Source organism: Enterobacter adelaidei (assembly GCF_041937165.1).
Taxonomy (GTDB): domain Bacteria; phylum Pseudomonadota; class Gammaproteobacteria; order Enterobacterales; family Enterobacteriaceae; genus Enterobacter; species Enterobacter adelaidei.
On the sequence record NZ_CP154353.1, the window covers coordinates 3,914,911 to 3,935,067 of the forward strand.

At 54.5% G+C, this 20,157-nt stretch carries 21 protein-coding genes and 1 pseudogene; 6 read left to right on the forward strand and 16 right to left on the reverse strand.

Going from position 1 to position 20,157, the window contains the following annotated elements:
- Positions 1 to 117: 117 nt before the first annotated feature.
- The 6 genes from gss to AAHF05_RS19035 form a co-directional block, all read right to left on the reverse strand.
- Entirely contained in the window at positions 118 to 1,980 is a 1,863-nt protein-coding gene (gss, locus tag AAHF05_RS19010; RefSeq protein ID WP_129324649.1) for a bifunctional glutathionylspermidine amidase/synthase, read from the reverse strand.
- A 109-nt stretch (positions 1,981 to 2,089) separates the two neighbouring features.
- Complete coding sequence (locus AAHF05_RS19015) at positions 2,090 to 3,067, reverse strand: ABC transporter ATP-binding protein (protein WP_129324650.1); 978 nt, start codon at positions 3,065 to 3,067, stop codon at positions 2,090 to 2,092.
- A complete protein-coding gene (locus AAHF05_RS19020; RefSeq protein ID WP_049005035.1) occupies positions 3,064 to 4,041 on the reverse strand; it encodes an ABC transporter ATP-binding protein in 978 nt (325 codons plus the stop codon). The genes AAHF05_RS19015 and AAHF05_RS19020 overlap by 4 nt, the downstream gene beginning before the upstream one ends.
- Positions 4,034 to 4,879, reverse strand: a complete 846-nt coding sequence (locus AAHF05_RS19025; protein WP_129324651.1) for an ABC transporter permease — start codon at positions 4,877 to 4,879, stop codon at positions 4,034 to 4,036. The genes AAHF05_RS19020 and AAHF05_RS19025 overlap by 8 nt, the downstream gene beginning before the upstream one ends.
- Positions 4,880 to 4,883: 4 nt before the next feature.
- Positions 4,884 to 5,837: an ABC transporter permease gene (locus AAHF05_RS19030; protein WP_010435561.1), complete on the reverse strand. Its 954-nt coding sequence runs from the start codon at positions 5,835 to 5,837 to the stop codon at positions 4,884 to 4,886.
- 45 nt (positions 5,838 to 5,882) lie between these two features.
- Positions 5,883 to 7,472 (reverse strand): ABC transporter substrate-binding protein, encoded by a 1,590-nt coding sequence (locus AAHF05_RS19035; RefSeq protein WP_049005036.1) that lies wholly within the window; start codon positions 7,470 to 7,472, stop codon positions 5,883 to 5,885.
- 245 nt (positions 7,473 to 7,717) lie between these two features.
- On the opposite strand from AAHF05_RS19035, the gene yghU reads away from it, so the two are divergent.
- The gene (gene yghU, locus AAHF05_RS19040; RefSeq protein WP_129324652.1) at positions 7,718 to 8,584 is read left to right on the forward strand and encodes a glutathione-dependent disulfide-bond oxidoreductase; all 867 of its coding nucleotides are present in this window, start codon (positions 7,718 to 7,720) and stop codon (positions 8,582 to 8,584) included.
- Between the two features lie 160 nt (positions 8,585 to 8,744).
- Positions 8,745 to 9,077: a YMGG-like glycine zipper-containing protein gene (locus AAHF05_RS19045; RefSeq protein WP_028019661.1), complete on the forward strand. Its 333-nt coding sequence runs from the start codon at positions 8,745 to 8,747 to the stop codon at positions 9,075 to 9,077.
- Between the two features lie 73 nt (positions 9,078 to 9,150).
- Here AAHF05_RS19045 and AAHF05_RS19050 read toward each other — a convergent pair.
- From AAHF05_RS19050 to AAHF05_RS19060, 3 genes and pseudogenes are all read right to left on the reverse strand, one after another.
- Positions 9,151 to 10,052 (reverse strand): annotated as a pseudogene (locus AAHF05_RS19050) (alpha/beta hydrolase).
- On the reverse strand, positions 10,042 to 10,938 hold the full coding sequence (locus AAHF05_RS19055; protein ID WP_129324653.1) for an alpha/beta fold hydrolase: 897 nt from the start codon (positions 10,936 to 10,938) through the stop codon (positions 10,042 to 10,044). The pseudogene AAHF05_RS19050 and the gene AAHF05_RS19055 overlap by 11 nt, the downstream one beginning before the upstream one ends.
- Before the next feature lie 51 nt (positions 10,939 to 10,989).
- Complete coding sequence (locus AAHF05_RS19060) at positions 10,990 to 12,018, reverse strand: sugar phosphate isomerase/epimerase (RefSeq protein WP_129324654.1); 1,029 nt, start codon at positions 12,016 to 12,018, stop codon at positions 10,990 to 10,992.
- Positions 12,019 to 12,159: 141 nt separating this feature from the next.
- On the opposite strand from AAHF05_RS19060, the gene AAHF05_RS19065 reads away from it, so the two are divergent.
- Complete coding sequence (locus tag AAHF05_RS19065; RefSeq protein ID WP_023333391.1) at positions 12,160 to 12,750, forward strand: TetR/AcrR family transcriptional regulator; 591 nt, start codon at positions 12,160 to 12,162, stop codon at positions 12,748 to 12,750.
- 10 nt (positions 12,751 to 12,760) lie between these two features.
- Here the strand turns inward: AAHF05_RS19065 and AAHF05_RS19070 are convergent, their stop codons facing one another.
- From AAHF05_RS19070 to AAHF05_RS19080, 3 genes are all read right to left on the reverse strand, one after another.
- Entirely contained in the window at positions 12,761 to 13,039 is a 279-nt protein-coding gene (locus AAHF05_RS19070) for a hypothetical protein (protein WP_028019657.1), read from the reverse strand.
- Between the two features lie 390 nt (positions 13,040 to 13,429).
- Positions 13,430 to 13,684, reverse strand: a complete 255-nt coding sequence (locus tag AAHF05_RS19075) for a hypothetical protein (RefSeq protein WP_049005040.1) — start codon at positions 13,682 to 13,684, stop codon at positions 13,430 to 13,432.
- A 127-nt stretch (positions 13,685 to 13,811) separates the two neighbouring features.
- Complete coding sequence (locus tag AAHF05_RS19080; protein WP_028019655.1) at positions 13,812 to 15,359, reverse strand: methyl-accepting chemotaxis protein; 1,548 nt, start codon at positions 15,357 to 15,359, stop codon at positions 13,812 to 13,814.
- Positions 15,360 to 15,588: 229 nt separating this feature from the next.
- Here AAHF05_RS19080 and AAHF05_RS19085 point away from each other — a divergent pair, with 229 nt between their 5' ends.
- Positions 15,589 to 16,629: an aldo/keto reductase gene (locus tag AAHF05_RS19085; RefSeq protein WP_129324655.1), complete on the forward strand. Its 1,041-nt coding sequence runs from the start codon at positions 15,589 to 15,591 to the stop codon at positions 16,627 to 16,629.
- Positions 16,630 to 16,674: 45 nt separating this feature from the next.
- On the opposite strand, the gene AAHF05_RS19090 is transcribed toward AAHF05_RS19085, so the two are convergent.
- Both AAHF05_RS19090 and AAHF05_RS19095 read right to left on the reverse strand, forming a co-directional pair.
- Positions 16,675 to 17,163, reverse strand: a complete 489-nt coding sequence (locus AAHF05_RS19090) for a TIGR00645 family protein (RefSeq protein ID WP_023309169.1) — start codon at positions 17,161 to 17,163, stop codon at positions 16,675 to 16,677.
- 81 nt (positions 17,164 to 17,244) lie between these two features.
- Complete coding sequence (locus AAHF05_RS19095; RefSeq protein ID WP_028019653.1) at positions 17,245 to 17,748, reverse strand: ESA_00282 family adhesion-associated protein; 504 nt, start codon at positions 17,746 to 17,748, stop codon at positions 17,245 to 17,247.
- Positions 17,749 to 17,851: 103 nt separating this feature from the next.
- Between AAHF05_RS19095 and AAHF05_RS19100 the strand changes: the two genes are divergently transcribed.
- Both AAHF05_RS19100 and AAHF05_RS19105 read left to right on the forward strand, forming a co-directional pair.
- Positions 17,852 to 18,256: a hypothetical protein gene (locus AAHF05_RS19100; protein ID WP_028019652.1), complete on the forward strand. Its 405-nt coding sequence runs from the start codon at positions 17,852 to 17,854 to the stop codon at positions 18,254 to 18,256.
- Position 18,257: 1 nt separating this feature from the next.
- Positions 18,258 to 18,710 carry a hypothetical protein gene (locus AAHF05_RS19105; protein WP_028019651.1) on the forward strand — a complete coding sequence of 151 codons (453 nt, stop codon included), beginning with the start codon at positions 18,258 to 18,260 and terminating at the stop codon, positions 18,708 to 18,710.
- Positions 18,711 to 18,755: 45 nt separating this feature from the next.
- Here the strand turns inward: AAHF05_RS19105 and exbD are convergent, their stop codons facing one another.
- Together exbD and exbB are read right to left on the reverse strand one after the other, a co-directional pair.
- Entirely contained in the window at positions 18,756 to 19,181 is a 426-nt protein-coding gene (exbD, locus tag AAHF05_RS19110; RefSeq protein ID WP_028019650.1) for a TonB system transport protein ExbD, read from the reverse strand.
- Between the two features lie 4 nt (positions 19,182 to 19,185).
- A complete protein-coding gene (exbB, locus tag AAHF05_RS19115) occupies positions 19,186 to 19,917 on the reverse strand; it encodes a tol-pal system-associated acyl-CoA thioesterase (protein WP_028019649.1) in 732 nt (243 codons plus the stop codon).
- Positions 19,918 to 20,157: the final 240 nt, after the last annotated feature.

Here is a 20,157-nt window from a genome sequence, read left to right on the forward strand (position 1 = left end):
CAGAGAAAAAGGTGCTGTATGAATAATAGTTCGCACGCTAACGCCTGAAGGTTTCGCTCACGGATAAAAAAAATCCGCAAGGGTCGCTTGCGGATCTTTGCTTACGCTCTGCGGAGGCTATTCATCTTTCACCACAATCAATGGCTCAATATCGCTCTCTTTCTTCACCACCAGCGAGTCGTCGCCGCGCAGGCAGGTTCCGCCGTAGTTACCGCCCACGGTAAAGGTACAGACCTGAATGTGCTTGCCATCAACGTTTGGCAGGCACCACAGCTGCTGGTAGATGTTTTTGCGGTCGACAAACTTGCCGCTGGATTTATCAAGCAGCTCATCCTCAGGGCTGATCAGATCGATATTGCTGCCGCAGCGTCCGGCAATCGGTTTAACGGCATAGCCGGTCTGTTTCAGCAGGTCGTTAACCTCAAAATCGGTATCAAGCAGGTAACGATGATTCGGGAACAGCTGCCAGAGTACCGGGAGGATTGCCTTGTTGCCGGGAATAACCGTCCACAGCGGTTCAAACACCAGCACCTCCGGGCGCAGCAGGACGTCAATCAGGCGCACTTCACCTTCAGGATGTCCGGTGCGGATCGGCACGGCGGCATACTCGGTTTCGCTCACCTCGCGGATCTGTTCGATCGCGGTTTCCCACGCCCAGGTCTTCCACACGCAATTCACGTGACGGCCTTCGTCGTCAATCAGCTGTCCGGCAGCATCCCAGCTCAGTGCGCCGAGCCCATGCAGAATTTTGGTTTCAAACCCGGCCTGCAGCAGAGAACGCTGAATAAACAGCGCGTGATAATCCTCCTCGACATCGTTGTCCTGCATGATATGCACAAACGGACGCGCATGGCTGTGTTTCCAGGCCCCGGTTAGCTCTTCCAGCAGCCCTTCCGCCGGGTTATGTCCGTTGCCGCGATAGCCGTTTTTCACCCACTCTTCGAGAATTAGTCCACCCTCGGTGTGGCAGGACGCGGAGTCGGCGTTGTACTCGTAAACCTTGATGCCCCGCTCATCCATGCAGAAATCCATACGACCGGTAATCATATGGTGACGGCGCCACTGCCAGGAGAGGCGCAGACGTGGCCAGAGAATTTTAGGGATGTCGAAAAGTGCCAGTAAGTTGTCGTCTTTCAACACTTTGTCGGTCGCATGCAGGTACATCAGGTGCAGTTCGTTAGTCGCTTTGATCAGCTCCTGCTCGGCGCTTTCGGTAATGGTGAAGTACTGGCAGGGATCTTTATTGATAAAGTGGCCGTTCGCGCGGACATATGCCTGCTGCAACGCGTCATTTTCGTTAAGCCATTTACCGTCGAACTGACGTTTGTTTTTCAGCCGCGCGCCGCTGATTTTCAACAGCGCACCGTCGATTTCCGGCTGGGGAATGCTGTGTTCCGTGTCGTCCGTCTGGATCATCCAGCCGAGAATTTCAGTGTCGTTGAAGGTGTCATGAATGGTGTAGCACCCGTTCTTGACGCTCAAACGCAGTTCGCGCGTCCACTGCTGCCCAAGCGGCAATGGTGAGTGAATGACGTTCTGCTCCGCGATACGGACCTTATCGTCCAGAAGCTGGGTGATCACCGCTACGTGGCCGGTCTCATGAAACTCCCCACCCTTTTGCCAGATAAGCAGCGCTCCGGCTCGCGGCGCGCGTTTCGAACCGTTGGAAAAGGCCTGTAACGGCAGAATGTTATCGTTCACTACCTGGCGCAAAAAGCGCAGGGAGAAGATCTCCCACGCCATGCCGACATCGGTAAAAACGAAACCATAGTTGAGGAACAGGAAACGGCGGGCAAACTCAACACATTGCCACTTGTGGCCCATGTATTCATTGCCGATATAGCTGCGAAAATCCGCATCTTCCGGGTACTTACGCGGATCGAGACTGCCGTAATTTGAAGAGTAAATCGCCACGCCACCCGGCGCATAGCCTAATAACGTCCCGAATGGCGCGTCACTGCTTAACTTTCCTTTACGCATGTATCCAACCTAAAACAGGCAGGCGGCAATTTTTTGAAAGGGTTGTCGTCTGCACGTTGTAATTAACCTGACAGAGGTGGATTTATCATACACCTGCAAGGCACATTAATTACATGTTAAACAACCAACATGCCGCGAAATGTCCTGGTGCAATCTCCTGCATGGCAGGCTCCTGCGTCTTGCAAACCGGCATGGCGTGCGGGCAGCGGCTGCAGAACTTACAGCCCGCGAGCGCGGACGTGGGGCCAGGAATGTCGCCGCGCAGGGTTGCATCTTCGAGATTGCGAATGCGCGGATCGGGTTGGGGAACCGCCGCCAGCAGCACGCGGGTGTAAGGGTGCGCCGGACGCTGATACAGTTCATTCGCCGGGGCCACCTCCACCAGTTTGCCGAGATACATCACCCCAATGCGGCTGGAGATATGCCGCACCATGGAGAGATCGTGGGCGATGAACAGATAGGTTAGCCCCAGCTCCTGCTGCAGATCCTGCAGAATATTCACCACCTGCGCCTGCACCGAGACGTCCAGCGCCGAGAGCGGCTCATCGCACAGCACAAATTCAGGATGCACGGACAACGCGCGGGCGATACTGATGCGCTGACGCTGCCCGCCGCTGAACTCATGCGGGAATCGTTCAAGATGTTCGTGCTTGAGCCCCACTTTGTAGAGCAGCGTTTCCGTGCGTTCCCGCTGTTCTTCGCGGCTGTAGCCGTGGATCTGCATCGGCTCGGCCACCAGCTGTCGCACGGTCATTCCGGGGTTGAGCGAGGAATAAGGATCCTGAAAAATCGCCTGCATCCGCTTACGCAGCGGCTTAAGCTCTTTTTCGCGGGCGTGGGCGATCGCCTGCCCGGCAAAGTGGATCTCGCCCGAGGTGATATCGAAAAGGCGCAGGATGGCGCGCCCGAGGGTGGATTTCCCGCAGCCGGACTCCCCCACCAGGCCAAACGTTTCGCCAGGCTGGATATCAAAGCTCACGCCATCAACCGCTTTCACGGCCACGCCTTTACGCAGCAAACCGCCGTTGAGCGGATAGTGCTTGCGCAGATCGCGCACGCTCACTAATGGCGCCTGTTGTTCACTCATGCCTGAATCTCCTTGTCGGCCCATAGCCAGCAGGCAGCACGATGCCCCTCTCCTGCGGTGTAAAATGCGGGTTGTCGTTCACACTGAGGCGTGCGTTTCGGGCAGCGTTCCGCGAACGGACAGCCCGGCGGCGGGTTAAGCAGGCCAGGCGGCGAACCTTCAATCGGCGATAAACGCTGATTCACCTCATCCGGGCGCGGCAGCGAGGCCAGCAGCCCCTGGGTGTAAGGATGCGCAGGGCGATAAAAAATATCTTCCACGCTCCCTTCCTCCATCACCAGCCCGCCGTACATCACCACCACGCGACTGCAGACCTGCGCCACCACGCCGAGATCGTGGGTGATCAGCAGAATCGCGGTTTGGGTCTGCTTTTGCAGGCTTTTCAGCAGGCGCAGGATCTGCGCCTGAATGGTCACGTCCAGCGCGGTGGTCGGCTCATCGGCTATAAGAAGCTTCGGGTTGCAGGAGAGCGCAATTGCGATCATTACCCGCTGGCGCATCCCGCCGCTGAACTCGTGCGGATACTGGTCGTATCGGCGTTCCGCCTCGGCAATACCCACCTGTTCCAGCATGGCGATCGCCGCTGCCCTGGCCGCTTTTTTGGTCAGTCCTTTATTGCGCATCAGGATCTCAGCCATCTGTTTGCCGATGGTCAGCACCGGGTTCAGGGCGGTCATCGGATCCTGGAAAATCATCGCGATCTCGTTGCCCCGAATGGCGCGCATCTGCGCGGGGGTTTTCTGCGCCAGATCCTCGTTCTGGAACCGGATACTGCCCCCGGCGATCCGTCCGTTGTTCCCCAGAAGCTGAATGATCGACTTACAGGTGACGCTTTTCCCGCAGCCCGACTCGCCAACAATGCCGACAAGTTCCCCCGGCTGCACCTGAAAGCTCACGCCGCGCACCGCATGAACCTCGCCCTCGCGGGTGCGGAACGTGGTTTGCAGGTTCTCAAGCGCTAATAAGTTACTCATCGCGATTCGCTCCTGGCTCAAAGGCGGTACGAAATACATCGCCCAGCACGTTAAAGCTGAACACCGTCAACAGGATCAGAATGCCGGGGAACATCGCCAGCCACGATGCCTCGCCAATGTAAGACTGCGCGTTGTTAAGCATGCTTCCCCACGACGCCGCAGGCGCCTGCACGCCCAGCCCCAGGAAGCTGAGCGTTGACTCCATCAGAATGGCCGAGGCGATATTGAGCGTGGCCGCCACGATAATGGTCGGCAGCACGCCGGGAATAATGTGGCGCATGATAATGCGCAGAGGATGCTCCCCCGACGCGCGGGCATACAGCACGTACTCGCGCTCTTTCACCGATAAGGTTTCAGCACGCACCAGCCGCGACATGTTCATCCACGTCAGCAGGCTGATAATCAGAATGATGTTATCCACGCCCGGCTTGAGGTAAGCATTCACCACCAGCAGCAGGAAGAAGGCCGGAATGGCCATCAGGATATCAACGGCGCGCATCATCAGGTTATCCAGCCAGCCGCCAAAATAGCCGCTCACCGTTCCCACTACCGTGCCGATAAGCGTGGAAAAGAGCATGGCGAGAAAACCGACCATCAGGGAGATCTGGCCGCCATACAGCGTGCGGGTGAAGTAGTCGCGTCCGTACTCGTCGGTGCCGAACCAGTGCGCGGCATCCGGTGACAACGTGCGTGCGCCGAGCGCCATCCGATCAGGATCGTACGGACTTAAGCCCGCACAGAGCGCGGCGACAACGAAAATAAAAAGCACAAACAGGGAGAACTGCGCCGGACGGTTGCGGCGCAGCTGGTGACGAACCTGCTGCCAGCGTCTGCTCATCCGGTTACCTCAGCGTACGAATGCGGGGATCGGCGAAGCGATAAAGCACGTCGGCGATCAGGTTACCGACGATCAGCATCATCGACGAGAGCATGATGATCGCCATGATCAGCGGGTAGTCCAGCGAAGCGATCGACTGGATCCCAAGTAGCCCCATCCCTGGCCAGGAGAAGACGCTTTCCGTCACATAGGCCCCCACAATCAGCTCACCGAACGACAGGCCGAACAGGGTGATCACCGGCAGCAACACGTTTTTCAGCACATGGCGGAACAGAATACTGGAGCGCGTGGCACCGTAAGCCAGTTGGGTCTGCACGTAGTCGGCCGAGAGCTGCGAGATGGTGTTGGAGCGGATGTAGCGCACATAGCTGGAGAGGTTATAGAACGTGAGGGCAATACACGGCAGCACGCCGTGGCGCAGCAGATCCAGCCCGTTGTCCTCCATGCCGATGGTGCGCATCCCCATGCTGGGGAACCAGTTAAGCTGCACGGCAAAAACGGTGATGAGCAAAATGCCGAACCAGAAAATCGGTACCGAGATGCCGATATAGGCGAATAAATTGAGCAGATGATCCAGCCAGCGGTGCTTAAATGCCCCCGCCAGCAGCCCCAGCGGGATCGCCAGCACGATAGCCATCAGCAGCGACGCGCCCATCAGCCCCAGCGTGGCCGGAATGCGTTCGCCGATCATCTCCAGCACCGGGCGGTGGTAAATCAGCGAATAGCCGAGATCGCCCTGCAGGACGTTTTTTAGCCACAGGACGTACTGCGTGACCAGGGGCTTATCCAGCCCCAGGCTCTGGCGAATACGCTCGATATCTTCCGGGGCCATGCGCGGCGTAATGTAGGCCGCCACCGGATCGCCGGGTGCGAGTTTGACCAGCAAAAACGCCACCAGTGAAATAAAGAACAGCATCGGCAGCAGTTGCAGCAGCCGACGCGTAAGAAGTGTGTTCACGACGTGCCCTTACCAAAGCCCCGACCCGACGGCCGGGGCAATCACTTATTTCTGATAGATTTTTGACAGATCCTGGAAGAGGTAGACTGGTTTCGGCTCTGCCTCCTGGGTGCCGCCGAAACGCTTGTCCACCGCGACGGTCGCATTGGTGTAGGCAATCGGGTAGTACGTCATGTCATTCGCCACCGTCTGCTGAATTTGCTTGTAGATATCGGCACGTTTCGCGGCGTCGGTTTCCACTGCGCCTTTATCCCACAGGGCATCAAACTGCGGATTTTTGTAGTGCGCGTAGTTATAGGCCTCGTTGCTCATGAACAGCGATTTGTAACCATCCGGCTCGGAGCCCATAATGTAGCCGCCCAGGTTCAGCTCCCACGCGGTATTGTTCATATCGAGGCTGCGCTGAGACATGGCGTTGGAGTCCAGCGGCATCAGCTCCACGCTCACCCCAATGCCCTTCAGCGCCTGCTGAATATAGAGCGCCATGCTCTCCTGGGTTTTGTTGGTGTTCACATACGCCAGGCGCAGCTTGAGGTTGCCCGGCGCGCCGGACGTCTTCAGCAGGTCTTTGGCTTTTTGCAGATCGAATTTGTACTGTTCAACGTCATCCGTCTTGTAAAGCGTATCGGGCGTCAGGAAGGACGTCGCCGGTTTAGCGTAGTCAAGCGAGGTAAACGCGGTCTGGGTTAGCTCATCTTTGTTGATGGCATACGCGATGGCCTGTCGCAGTTCTTTGCTCTTCATCACCGGCACGTTCTGGTTGAACGTCATATAGGCCAAACGGCCTTCCGGATAGACCACAAAGTCAAACTTCCCGGTATTTTTCAGGCGATTCACATCCTGCGGATCAACCATCTTGAGGTTGATTTCACCGTTTTGCAGCGCAAGGTTGGCGGCGTTACTGTCTTTGGCGAAACGGTAGGTGACCGAATCAAGCTTCGCTTTGCCGTTCCAGTAATCATCGAAACGGGTCAGGGCGTAATATTGTCCGGCGCGGTACTCTTTGAATTTGAACGGGCCAGAACCCACTGGCGCATCGTTTTTGCTGCTCTTTTCCAGGTCACCTTCACCGGCGAACACGTGCTGCGGTATCGGGTAGATCTGTACCAGAGTGCCGGTAAAGGCCGCACTGACCTGCGGTAACGTGAACTTAACGGTGCGGTCGTCAACCTTGCTCACCTCAACGGGCTTGCCGCCCCAGGTAAACATGCTGCGGAAGAAGCTATGCTGTTTGGCATCCAGCAGCTTATTGAACGTAAAGACCACGTCGTCCGCCGTCAGCGGCTGTCCATCCTGCCATTTGAGGTTGGGTTTTAACGTCAGGGTATAACTCAGGTTGTCGGCGGAGGGCGTCAGGCTTTCCGCCAGACCCCACTCAATGTTGCCGTTATTAAAGCTATACAGCGGGGCATAGAGCGCCTGCATGATCGTTAACGTGGTACGGTCGCTGGCATAGAGCGGATTAACGGCTAACGGGTCGCCGGAGGTTATACCAATAATCAGCGAACCGCCCTCTTTTGGCGCGTCGCTTTTTGCCGCTGAGGGCGTATTTGTCTCTTTATTTTTCGCATCATCACAGCCAGCCAGGCCTAACGCGAGCGAAACCAGCACTGCCGATAACAGAAGCTTGCGCATCTCACTAACTCCTTGCCTTATAGAGTGTTTATTACTGCATCTTTTATTTATGTTGAAGCATCATATGCAGCTTTATCGGTTTCCGCATTAATTATGAAAATGCGATTTTCGATTAAGCTTATGCCGAATTTGATATAAATAAGCGCCAGAAGGAATAGCGGTTAATTGATTGCGCTCACATCGTTAAACGGTTCACAAATCTCCTGCTACACTGCCTCAACACATCACTCAAAAGGCAGGCCAACATGTCAGACAACACTTATCAGCCACCGAAAGTGTGGGAATGGAAAAAGAACAACGGCGGTGCATTCGCCAACATCAACCGTCCCATCTCCGGTGCGACACATGAGAAAGAGCTCCCTGTGGGTTCTCATCCGCTACAGCTCTACTCCCTGGGCACACCGAACGGTCAGAAAGTAACGATCATGCTCGAAGAGCTGCTGGCGCTGGGCGTGACGGGCGCCGAGTACGACGCATGGTTGATCCGCATTGGCGAAGGCGATCAGTTCTCCAGCGGGTTTGTAGAGGTGAACCCGAACTCAAAAATACCCGCGCTGCGCGATCACTCCACGACTCCGCCGACGCGCGTATTTGAATCCGGCAGCATTCTGCTTTACCTGGCAGAAAAATTTGGTCACTTCCTGCCAAAAGATCCGGCAGGCCGCACGGAAACCCTGAACTGGTTGTTCTGGCTGCAAGGGGCCGCCCCGTTCCTCGGCGGCGGGTTTGGCCACTTCTACAACTATGCTCCGGTGAAAATTGAATATGCGATTGACCGCTTCACCATGGAAGCCAAACGCCTGTTCGACGTGCTGGATAAACAGCTGGCCCGCGGCCGTTACGTGGCCGGTGAGGAATACACCATCGCGGATATGGCAATCTGGCCGTGGTTTGGCTGCGTCGCGCTGGGAAGCGTTTATAACGCCGCCGAGTTCCTGGACGCGGAAAAGTACACTCACGTGCAGCGCTGGGCGAAAGACGTGGCGAACCGCCATGCCGTTAAGCGCGGACGCATCGTTAACCGCACCAGCGGCGAGCTGAACGAGCAGCTTCACGAACGCCACGCGGCGAGTGACTTCGAGACAAATACCGAAGACAAACGTCAGGCGTGATAGCTGGCCGGGCGGGACACCGCCCGGCTGCAAGGATCCTTTCCCAGGGCATGATTAGCTTAAAGGCTGCCCCCATATTGCTGGCACTATTTGTCCGTTTTTCTCACACCAGACCGTGAGATACGACGAATTAACCGACAGCAGTCACAAAGGATCTGTTATGAAACTCATTAAAACAACGCTGGTTATCAGCGCTCTCATTTTTTCTACCTCGGGAATGGCCATCGACAAAACCGCTGCCGGCGCGGTAGCAGGCGCGGCCATTGGCGCAGCCACGGGCAAAGATCTGAAATCAACCGTTGGCGGTGCCGTCGTTGGCGCAGGTACGGGTGCGATGTTCAAAAACGGCGAAAAAGGCAAAGACGCGCGTAAAGGTGGTGCGGTAGGTGCTGCCGTGGGCGCAGGTGCCGCGGCGGTTACCGGCAAGAGCGTGCTGAAAGGTGCGGCGGTTGGTGCGGGTACAGGCGCGCTGATTGGTGAAGCGACGCACTAAGGCTGTGTGCCACCTTGTGAACAGGCATGAATAATAAACCCAGCGATCGCGCTGGGTTTTTTGTGCTTTTGAATTAGATACAAGCCCGTTCGAACAACCGACGCGCGGCTGGCGTTAACCCTGACATATGAATGCAGGCATGCACCATTCCCGGCAACCGTTCGCAGCGTACTGGCCCCCCGCCTCCTCAAGCCGCAGAGCATACTCTTCAGCCTCATCGCGCAAGGGATCATATTCACAACTCAGGATGGTTGCTGGCGGTAACCCCCTCAGCGAGGCCATATGCAGCGGCTCGGCATAAGGATGACGACATTCTCCCAGATAGTTCTCCCAGCAAAACACCATCGCATCACGCGTTAAATAATAACCTTCAGCAAATTCACAATAGCTTTGGGACGACATTTCGCGACTTAACGCCGGGTAGAGCAGCAACTGATGCTCAATGTGTGGTCCGCCGCGATCCCGGGCCAGCAGAGCTGTCGCGGCAGCAAGATTGCCGCCAGCACTGTCGCCGCCCACCGCCAGACGGGTCGCATCTATCCCCAAAAGCGCGGCCTGTTCACTGGCCCAGCACAGTGCCTGATAAACATCTTCTAACGGCCTTGGGAAGGGGAACTCCGGTGCCAGACGGTAATCAACGGAGAGTATTTTCCGACCAGTAGCATTGGCCAGTGCCTGACAGGGCCGATTGTACAGCGACAGCGAGCCCAGACACCATCCGCCGCCGTGAGCAAAGAGTATTGCAGGCAGCGCGATTTCAGCGTTTGAGGCAGCAGGCGTATACGCGCGAAGACCGATAGCGTAACCATCATCAGCGATAACAACGTAATGTTGAATGCCGCAACCTGTTTCCTCCTCACCCTGTAGCCGCAACAAATCCACTTCGGTGGCGGCACGCAGGTCGGCTAACGACGCCGGTTGCGGCGCGCCCGATGACGCAGCCAGAAAGTCAGCAATGTGTTTATCAAGCGGCACGATCGGTGTCCTCTGAGAGAAAGGGTACGATTAGCCCAATAAACGCCTCATGACACTCTTCGGTAATAAAATGCCCGCAGTCCGCCACCGTCTCGCCACGCAAATCAAGGGCATTGCCCTGTAGGGTTATCAACGGCGCATCGCGCGTCGCATGTTCGGCCCCCACCGTTAACACCGGCATGGTTAGCGGCGTTTGCGCACGGCGCTGGTTCTGCCGGATGGTTTCCGGGATAGCGCGATAATAGTCGAAGCCCGCACGCAGCCCGCCGGGTGTTGAATAGGCGGCGATATACACCTCTGCGGCAACCCGTTCACGTCGATGAGACCAGCGGTCGAAAATATAGCTGAGATACTGTGATTCGCGCCCGCTGGTCAGGGTTTCCGGTAGATCCGCCAGTTGATTGAACATGAAGTGCCAGAGAAAGATGTTCTCTTCCGGTGCGACAAAAATCGGCGGTGGTGGTGCCAGTCCAGGGATAACCGCTTCTGTCAGCACAAGTCTTTCTATCGCCTGAGGAAAATCGCTCGCCATGGCATAACCCACCCACATGCCGATATCGTGACCCACTATGCTATAACGCGCATGGCCCAGCTGCGCCATCATGGTATGCAGCATGGCACCGACACGTCCGGTATCATAGCCGTCGCGCGGTTTATCTGACTCACCAATGCCCGGAGGGTCGACCGCTATCGCCTGAAAACCCGCCGCCGCCAGCGCCTGAAGGACATAGCGCCAGGTATACCAGGTCTGCGGCCAGCCCGGTATCAGCAATACCGGTTGTCCTTTTCCCGCCACGACGCAATGGATGCGCTGTCCGTTCACTTTCGTATAGACGTGTTCTGCCCTGAGATCCGCGTGCGCGATCTCACCGTATTGTTGTTCCATGGGGACTCCCTGTGATGTCGTGGCTTAGCGGATGCCGAGTAATGTATTGATTTACTGAGGGTTAACTGGCGCACCGGCGAAATCATCGAAGACTTTATCGGTGATGTGAATAATGTGGTCGCGGATGAACGCAGCCCCTTCTCTGGCACCATCCAGCGGATTTTTCAGACAGCACTCCCATTCCAGGGTTGCCCAGCCGGCATAATCATATTGAGTCAGCTTCGAGAAAATAGCCCTGAAATCTACCTGGCCGTCACCTAATGAGCGAAAACGTCCTGCACGATCGACCCACGACTGATAGCCACCATAAATACCCTGACGCCCGGTCGGATTAAATTCAGCGTCTTTGACGTGGAACATGTTGATCATGTCCTTATAAATATCAATAAACTCCAGATAGTTAAGCTGCTGTAGCACCATGTGGCTGGGGTCGAAAAGTATCCGGCAGCGGGGATGCTCTTTCACCCTTTGATAAAACATTTCAAACGTCACCCCATCATGCAGATCTTCGCTCGGGTGGATCTCATAGCAGAGGTTAATACCCTGCTCGTCACAGGCGTTAAGCACCGGCATCCAGCGCCTGGCCAGCTCGTCAAAGGCGGTTTCAATTAACCCTTCCGGGCGCTGCGGGAACGGGAACAAATAGGGCCACGCCAGCGAGCCAGAGAAGGTACCCAGATCGCTGAGTCCAAGCCTGGCAGAGGCCTTGACCGCCATCAGCAGCTGTTGCTGTGCCCATTCGCCGCGGGCCTGTGGGTTGCCGTGGACTTCCGGCGGCGCAAAGCTGTCGCATAAGCTGTCGTAAGCAGGATGTACCGCCATCAGTTGGCCGAAGATGTGGCTGGTCAGCTCACTCACCACCAGGCCATGCTCCGCCAGCATACCGGTCAGATCGTCGCAGTAGGTCTGGCTTTCTGCCGCCGTCGCCACGTCGAAGAGACGGCGATCCCATACCGGGATTTGCAGAGCGCTAAACCCCGTTTCCGCCGCCCACCGGGCTATCGCAGGCAAATTATTGAATGGGGCCGCATCATCGCTGAACTGAGCCAGATGGAGAGAGGGACCTTTGAGGGTTTTCATCGTATACTCCTATTGTTTGTCGATTGACAAACAATAGGAGTAAAGCCGGATAACCGCAAGCGAAAATTATAAATTCGTTGGTAATCCAGATGATTTAGGCGATCCTGTTTCACTGAATTCAGGACCAACCGGAGCAACAAAATGGCAGGCAGACCGCGCCAGTTCGATCGTGACCAGGCGCTTATCAAAGCGCGCAACCTGTTCTGGCGACAGGGTTATGAAGGAACCTCAATGTCGGATCTGGTGGCAGAACTGGGGATTGCATCGGCACGGATTTACAAGGCGTTCGGTTCAAAAGAGCAGCTCTTTCGGGAAGCTATCGCCGATTACGAAAAACAGGAAGGCGGTTTTGCGGATCGGGCCTTATCCGCAGGGGGCAACGTGCGGGATACCATCCAGACGCTGTTAATGGATGCGGTTCACCTGTACTGCCATCCGGATTTGCCGCAAGGATGTATGGTGGTGGCCTCTGCAGCCAGCGTCAGTGCGGAAAATGAAACGCTCAAAACCTGGCTGGCACAGCATCGCCTGCAGCGTACGCAGCAGATCATCGATCGTCTCCACCAGGCAGTGCATAACGGTGAACTGCCGGATACGACCGATGCAGAGAGTCTGGGAGACTATTTTGCCGTCTTTTTACATGGTTTGTCGGTGCAGGCCAGGGACGGTGTTCCGGAATCTCGTTTGCAGGCGGCAGTTAAGCAAGCGCTTAGCCTGCTGCCGCATTGCTGAGTGCGAAGCATCAATGATGATCGTCGTACTGATGCTCAATCACCATCCCTTCCGCCACGCTCGCCACATGCCGCGCACGCGGGTGATAAACCGGAGCAGGCGCTGGCGCGGCATAGACAGTTTGTGACGGTGCAGGCGCGACGGTTACCGCCTGCGGAACCGTGGTGGATGACGGGACAATCACCACTTTATAACCGCTCGGGACATCCACGGTGACGCTTTGCGCCATTGCTGAATTAACCATAGCCAAGCCTGCCATGACGGCCAATACAATATAGGACTTTTTCATAGACTGTATTATTTCCGGTAAAATAAGAAAATTAATAATGTCGGGAGGAGTTTAAGGCTATATTAATTCCCATCGCCGTTACGGTGCAGAAAATGCCAAATATATTGTTACATTAACACATGAAAATAATAACGTAGGCCGGGCAAGGCGCAGCCGCCGCCCGGCAACATAAAACAATTTTAATTAATCGCGATATGACCTTCCGGCGTATTTATCCAGCGCGGCGCTTTCAGCGTATCGGCGTAATATCCCACCAGCTCACACAGCAAATCCTCTATCACGCGCGCCATCTCCTCTGGCAGGGCGCGACCGAGCAGCAACTGGGTTAAGACCTGGCAGTATTGCCCGAGCCGACAAGGGGCATTCCCGGAAGCCGTCTCGCAAATCTGATTAATACTTAATATCCCGCGCTTTTTGCCGTCCGGCCTGTTTCATCTGACGCTTGTCCTGACGGCAGTCGTGGTTACTCTGGTTATTGTTTGCCACGCAGGTCTGCTTCACCTGTCGCGACGCATCGCGGGTTTCCTGCCTGACATCACGCGACACGCGCCGCTCCTGCGCCTGTTGGGTGGCGCTGGCAGATACCGAAAACAGCACAAGAAACATGACAGAAAGGACAGGGATGACGGACAACGATCTGTTCATAGCAACACCTCGTAGAAGGAGCCCAGAACGTCAGTGGGGTTAGCAAAAGAATAGCAGTTTCAGCGCGCGCTGAATGAGGAAGGTGTTAATAATGCAAGGCCACACCAGGCGGCCTTGCAACGTTGCGTTATGCCGTCAGGCGGAACTTTTGCACCGAGCGCTGAAGATCTTCGGTCTGACGCTCCAGCGCTGCCGCTGCCGCAGAAACCTCTTCCACCAGCGAGGCGTTTTGCTGGGTAACGCCGTCCATCTGGGTAATGGCAATCCCGACCTGCGAAATGCCCTTGCTTTGCTCCTCAGAGGCGGAGGCGATTTGCTTCATAATGGTTGTCACTTCCGTCACGTCGCGCAAAATCGCATCCATGGTGGTGCCTGTGTCGCCCACCAGCTGCGCCCCCTGCTCTACCCGATTAACGGAATCAGCGATCAGCCCTTCAATTTCTTTTGCCGCGTTGGCGCTACGGCTTGCCAGGTTACGGACTTCACCCGCCACCACGGCGAAACCACGCCCCTGCTCACCCGCGCGCGCCGCTTCAACGGCCGCATTGAGTGCCAGAATGTTGGTCTGGAAGGCAATGCTGTTGATGACGTTAGTGATTTCAGCAATTTTCTTCGAGCTTTCAGAAATGCCGCTCATGGTGGTCACCACTTCTTCCACCAGCGAGCCGCCACGGCTGGCGGTGGTCGATGCCACATCTGCCAGTTGGCTTGCCTGACGCGCGCTTTCCGCATTCAGTTTCACGGTTGCAGTCAGTTGTTCCATGCTGGCAGCCGTCTCTTCCAGTGCGGCAGCCTGCTCTTCGGTACGGGAAGAGAGATCGTTATTACCGCTGGAGATTTCCGTCGCACCGCGCCAGATATTTTCACTGCCGGAGCGGATAGTGCTGACCGCTTCGCGCAGACTGTCCTGCATCGCGCTCAACAGAGGAACCAACTGTCCCACGCAGTTGCGGCCGAAGGGTTCAATTGGCTGACTGAGATCGCCCTGGGCAATCTGGCGGAACTGCTGGCGAATGCGGTCCAGCGGTTTGACCAGCATCGCGACCAGGTAGCGGTCGGTGAAAAGCAGGATCAGCAGGCCGATAATAGTGGCGGTGATAATCACCGTACGCGTCATGCTGGTCAGGTTGTCCACCACCACGCGGGTGCTGTCGAGCGCCTTCGCGGCCGCGTTGTTAAAGTTCTCGGCAGCAGCACCAAACGCACGGCTTAGCGGCGGGGTAACGTTATTGGCCTGCTGGCGATAGCCATCCAGAGTCTCCAGCTTCGCCTGCTGCATTTGCGGCGTGATACCTTGATCAAGCAACGCCTGCCAGGTACCGATAACCTGAGCAGAAATCTGTTCGTCCATTGGTCCTGGCGAGATCGCTTTCATCTCGGCCAGTTTCTTACCCATGTTATCCAGCGCCTGTTGGGCAGAGGCCAAATCCGGCGTGCCGCCTGCGGCTTTGACTTCCATCGCACGGCTCAAACGGGTCACAAAGCGGAAATACTGATCGTTGCCCTGACTGAGTACCGTCATCTGTTTGACCAGTTGACGATCCACGTCATTGCCATCCGAAACACGCGAAAGGGACCAGGTACTGTACAGGCCAACACCCGCCCACATTAAACAAAAGATCCCGAGAATCGTCAGCATGACGAAGCGGATCGTGAAATTACGGAGCATATTCATAAGTCTTCCTTGCCGTGAGGGTGAATTCGCCCAGAGGCGAGTACTTCTCTCGTTATCGGCAGGAACCGGGGAAATTATAACGTTTTGTGATCATTTTTGATTAGCGTGGCTTCATTAGTCACACAGCTGACGTTAACCATCACCTCGCGCTTAGTTATGTCATTTGTGATGTGATAAGTTCAGAATGAAAACGTTGTTTCGAAAATTCAACGATAAAAAAGGAGACATCATGTCCTGGAACCCTGACCCCGCCCGCTATGAAAATATGCAGTACCGCTACTGCGGAAAAAGCGGCTTGCGCCTGCCAGCACTGTCGCTTGGTTTGTGGCATAGCTTTGGCCACGTACACCCTCTCGAATCCCAGCGCGCGCTGCTGCGCAAAGCCTTCGATCTCGGTATTACCCATTTTGATCTTGCCAACAACTACGGTCCACCAGCGGGTAGTGCAGAAGAAAATTTTGGCCGCCTTCTGCGGGAGGATTTTGCCGGGTATCGCGACGAACTGATTATCTCCACTAAAGCGGGTTACGACATGTGGTCGGGGCCGTATGGGTCTGGCGGTTCGCGTAAATATTTGCTTGCCAGTCTCGATCAAAGTCTGAAGCGGATGGGTCTGGAGTATGTTGATATTTTCTATTCCCATCGCGTCGATGAAAATACGCCGATGGAAGAGACTGCGGCGGCACTGGCCCATGCTGTGCTAAGCGGTAAAGCGCTGTATATCGGGATTTCATCCTATTCAACGGAGCGCACCCAGAAAATGGCTGACCTGTTGCATGAGTGGAAAATTCCGCTGCTTATGCATCAGCCATCCTACAACCTGCTCAACCGCTGGGTAGATAAGACCGGCCTGTTGGATACGCTTAAGCAAAACGGGACGGGTTGTATTGCGTTTACCCCGCTGGCGCAGGGGTTGCTTACCGGAAAATACCTGAACGGGATCCCTGAAGATTCTCGCATGCAGCGCGAGGGTAAAAAGGTACGCGGCCTGACGGAAAAAATGCTGACCGAAGCCAATCTCAACAGCCTGCGTTTGCTGAGTGAAATGGCGCATGTCCGTGGACAGACGATGGCGCAGATGGCACTGAGCTGGTTGCTCAAGGATGAACGCGTCACCTCAGTGCTGATCGGTGCAAGTCGCCCGGCCCAGATCGAAGAAAACGTTCGGGCCCTGGATAACCTGCACTTCAGCGAAGATGAGCTGGAAAGGATTGATCGACATGTTGCGGACGGGGAGTTGAACCTGTGGCAGGCATCATCGGATAAATAGGTCTTTTTCGCCCCCTCAGCCCGTAGGGCGAGGGGGATACGTACTTTACTTCTTACTGATCTTATCCAGATACCCCATCACAAACGCTGACAACACAAACGTCAGATGGATAATGACGTACCACATCAGTTTGTTATCCGGGACATTTTTCGCGTCCATAAATACGCGTAACAGGTGGATAGAGGAGATCGCCACAATCGACGCTGCCACTTTATTCTTCAGCGACGAGGCATCCATTTTGCCCAGCCAGCTGAGTTTCTCTTTACGCTCATCAATATCCAGCTGGGAGACAAAATTTTCGTAGCCAGAGAACATCACCATCACCAGCAGTCCGCCCACCAGGGTCATATCTACCAGCGACAGCAGAACCAGAATCAAATCCGCTTCGGCAATGGAAAAAATGTTCGGCAGAACATGCCAGATTTCCTGAAAGAACTTAATCGTCAGAGCGATAAGCGCCAGCGAAAGGCCAAAATAGACGGGAGCCAGTATCCAGCGAGAGGCGTACATGGCATTTTCAAAAAAGCGTTCCATAAAGTCCTGTTTGCAAAAGAAACCAGCGCCCAGTATATCTCAACGGCGCTGACTGTTTGCAATAACTCAACGGTACGTCACTCAGACGTTATCCGGGTTAACCTCCGGACGTGCGTACTCAGGCCAGACAAGCGCCACCAGCTCAGGATAGGCTTCCAGACTGAACTCACGAAAGCACTGACGCAGATTTAATACGTCGAGGTCAGAATATGATACTTTCTCACCGTTCAGACAGCGTTTTTTGATATTATCATAATATTTATACACTGCTGAATTCAGGTCGCTGCAGCGACGCTGTGCCTCAAACAGTCCGGGCGTATCATTAATTTCCGACATTTTCATGCGTTTAATTGTCGCGTGTAAAAAGTCGATATATTCATGGTTCACCCGCCAGTACCAAACAGGCGTTACTGAGTTCATCAATACAGAGAAATGATCTTCCCCTTCCTCTTTTGTCATCCGTTCAGGTTGTGGAGGTTCACTGGCGTCCTTCGACACTTTCGTTTTATTGAATTCCTGCATCAATAAAAGAACACCAGCGGTCAGTAATAGTAATGTGATGACCGTAAAAAAGATGCTGTTCATGGGTAGGCTCCATTTTTTTTGATTTTAAAATTGCCTCATGATATTGTCAACGAATCTCACGCCTTTACCAACCCCACCCTGTTGAAATTAAAGGAAATTAAAAATGCTGCCCGACTATCTCGTCCCGGCTAAGTACCACATTGCGTCTGTGGAACAGCAACCCGCGGAAGCAGAAAAAGAGGCGAGTTTCACTCAGGGAAAAAGAAAGCTCTCCGATTTCGAGCCTGACATATTAATTGGCGTTTCCCAAACAGGGAAATCCCGTAATATGTTGCTGGAAGAGCACGATCGTCATATAAAGGACCGCTTATTTCGCGCTATAAAAATTGAAGCCTTTGTCCATCTGCTGAATGACCTGCAAGCCGAAGGCGAAATAGATGCCCAGAAACTAAGTCAAATAATGGCCGAAAAAACAGAAGAAATAAATGAAGCGGGCAATGAAATTTGGCTTAATCTAATTACACGAGAAAAAAACAACCCTATATTTTACACCCTGGGGGAAGATTAACGTGAAAGAAATTAAAAATAACGACGTTTATTTGACTTTAGATGATAAAAAAAGTGATGAATTTATCTTAAAGCAAAATCTCGACGCGCTGAGAAAGACAAAAAATGACGAGATGACGCGTATAACACAAGATTTGGTATCGATCCCGGCGACGCTGGTGCGTCTGAAATGGCAGAATCGCCGTGAAATTTACCCGCTACAGGTCAAAGAAGAAATTTACGGTGCCGTGGTGAATGCCATCATCGAGCAGCGTCCAGAGCTGAAAGAGAAGGTGCTGGGACGTCTTGAGGCCAATTATCAGTATCTGCTTGCCAGAGAAATCGCCACCCTGCGTCTGACGCGCAAGCTGTCAGACGGTGAGTACCGTACCTCAAACGTCACCTGCGTGGCGCTTGATGAGGACGCGCTGGCTTCTCACCCGACCGCTCCTGCATCCACTGATACAAAAAAATAATCAAACCGATATGCATAAAAAAAGCCGGCTTTCGCCAGCTCTTTTTTACTTCACGGTCGCTTTCTCTTCGCCGACCAGCCCAATCTTCAGATAACCCGCCTGATGCAGCGTGTCCATTACCTTCATCATGGTTTCATAATCGACGGTTTTATCCGCACGGAAGAAGACCGTGGTGTCCTTCTTGCCACCCGTGAGCTGATCCAGCGCCGGGATGACAGAGTCGGCCGTCACCGGGTCGTTCCCGAGGAACATGGATTTATCCGCTTTTACCGAGATATAGATTGGCTTCTCCGGGCGCGGCTGTGGCTGGCTGGAAGAGGCAGGTAGATTCACCTTCACATCCACCGTCGCCAGCGGCGCAGCCACCATGAAGATAATCAGCAGAACCAGCATAACGTCGATAAACGGCGTTACGTTGATTTCATGCATTTCGCCGTTATCGTCCAGATTTTCGTTCAGACGCATCGCCATAGTATCAACCTGCGCGCAGTTTAGACGCCGCGTGCACCGGCTTAACCGAGCTGGCATTCAAATCAAGATCGCGACTTTGCAGCAGCAGAACCTGTGCTGCAACATCGCCGAGAGTGGCTTTGTAACTGCCAATCATACGCGCGAAGATGTTGTAGATAACCACAGCCGGGATTGCTGCAACCAGACCGATTGCCGTCGCCAGCAGCGCTTCCGCGATACCCGGCGCAACCACCGCAAGGTTGGTAGTTTGAGACTGCGCGATACCGATAAAGCTGTTCATGATGCCCCAGACCGTACCGAAAAGCCCGATGAACGGCGAGATCGCACCGATCGTCGCCAGATAACCATTGCCACGGCCCATATGTCGACCTACAGCGGCAACACGACGCTCCAGACGGAAGCCGGTACGTTCTTTAATACCTTCGTTATCTTCACTGCCAGCGGAAAGTTCCAGCTCGTTCTGAGCTTCATTAACTAACAGGGTGGTCAGGCTTTTTACGTGGAAGGATGAGGTCATATCTGAAGCCTGATCCAGAGAGCGGGCTTCAGCCAGTTGCTGTTGCTCCCGCTTAAGGCGACGCTTCTGCGAAAGCAGTTCAGCACTTTTGCTGAAGAAGATAGCCCAGGTGACAACGGACGCCAGAATCAGGCCGATCATCACAATCTTAACCACGATGTCAGCATGTTGATACATGCCCCAAACGGAGAGATCCGTCTGCATCAAATTATTACCCACTCTGTATCTCCAGGACGCAAATCACAAAATCTGAGCGTAATAATATCAAAACGTCGTCGAATTGATAGTAGTTCTCATTAGTATTTGCATGGTGCCGTAATTTTCGCTCACTTTCCTTGCGCTTACGCAGTAAAAATTTCTTATGCGGTTTTTTGCTAATATTTTCTGCTTATTCGATAAGCATCCGGGTGCAGTTTTTTACAATCGTGGTAGTCTGGACGTCCAGACGTATAAAAACAG

Bases quoted from the DNA above. Each gene is read 5' to 3' on its own strand.
- gss (WP_129324649.1), bottom strand. From the start codon at position 1,980: ATGCGTAAAGGAAAGTTAAGCAGTGACGCGCCATTCGGGACGTTATTA.
- AAHF05_RS19015 (WP_129324650.1), bottom strand. From the start codon at position 3,067: ATGAGTGAACAACAGGCGCCATTAGTGAGCGTGCGCGATCTGCGCAAG.
- AAHF05_RS19020 (WP_049005035.1), bottom strand. From the start codon at position 4,041: ATGAGTAACTTATTAGCGCTTGAGAACCTGCAAACCACGTTCCGCACC.
- AAHF05_RS19025 (WP_129324651.1), bottom strand. From the start codon at position 4,879: ATGAGCAGACGCTGGCAGCAGGTTCGTCACCAGCTGCGCCGCAACCGT.
- AAHF05_RS19035 (WP_049005036.1), bottom strand. From the start codon at position 7,472: ATGCGCAAGCTTCTGTTATCGGCAGTGCTGGTTTCGCTCGCGTTAGGC.
- yghU (WP_129324652.1), top strand. From the start codon at position 7,718: ATGTCAGACAACACTTATCAGCCACCGAAAGTGTGGGAATGGAAAAAG.
- AAHF05_RS19045 (WP_028019661.1), top strand. From the start codon at position 8,745: ATGAAACTCATTAAAACAACGCTGGTTATCAGCGCTCTCATTTTTTCT.
- AAHF05_RS19055 (WP_129324653.1), bottom strand. From the start codon at position 10,938: ATGGAACAACAATACGGTGAGATCGCGCACGCGGATCTCAGGGCAGAA.
- AAHF05_RS19060 (WP_129324654.1), bottom strand. From the start codon at position 12,018: ATGAAAACCCTCAAAGGTCCCTCTCTCCATCTGGCTCAGTTCAGCGAT.
- AAHF05_RS19065 (WP_023333391.1), top strand. From the start codon at position 12,160: ATGGCAGGCAGACCGCGCCAGTTCGATCGTGACCAGGCGCTTATCAAA.
- AAHF05_RS19070 (WP_028019657.1), bottom strand. From the start codon at position 13,039: ATGAAAAAGTCCTATATTGTATTGGCCGTCATGGCAGGCTTGGCTATG.
- AAHF05_RS19075 (WP_049005040.1), bottom strand. From the start codon at position 13,684: ATGAACAGATCGTTGTCCGTCATCCCTGTCCTTTCTGTCATGTTTCTT.
- AAHF05_RS19080 (WP_028019655.1), bottom strand. From the start codon at position 15,359: ATGAATATGCTCCGTAATTTCACGATCCGCTTCGTCATGCTGACGATT.
- AAHF05_RS19085 (WP_129324655.1), top strand. From the start codon at position 15,589: ATGTCCTGGAACCCTGACCCCGCCCGCTATGAAAATATGCAGTACCGC.
- AAHF05_RS19090 (WP_023309169.1), bottom strand. From the start codon at position 17,163: ATGGAACGCTTTTTTGAAAATGCCATGTACGCCTCTCGCTGGATACTG.
- AAHF05_RS19095 (WP_028019653.1), bottom strand. From the start codon at position 17,748: ATGAACAGCATCTTTTTTACGGTCATCACATTACTATTACTGACCGCT.
- AAHF05_RS19100 (WP_028019652.1), top strand. From the start codon at position 17,852: ATGCTGCCCGACTATCTCGTCCCGGCTAAGTACCACATTGCGTCTGTG.
- exbD (WP_028019650.1), bottom strand. From the start codon at position 19,181: ATGGCGATGCGTCTGAACGAAAATCTGGACGATAACGGCGAAATGCAT.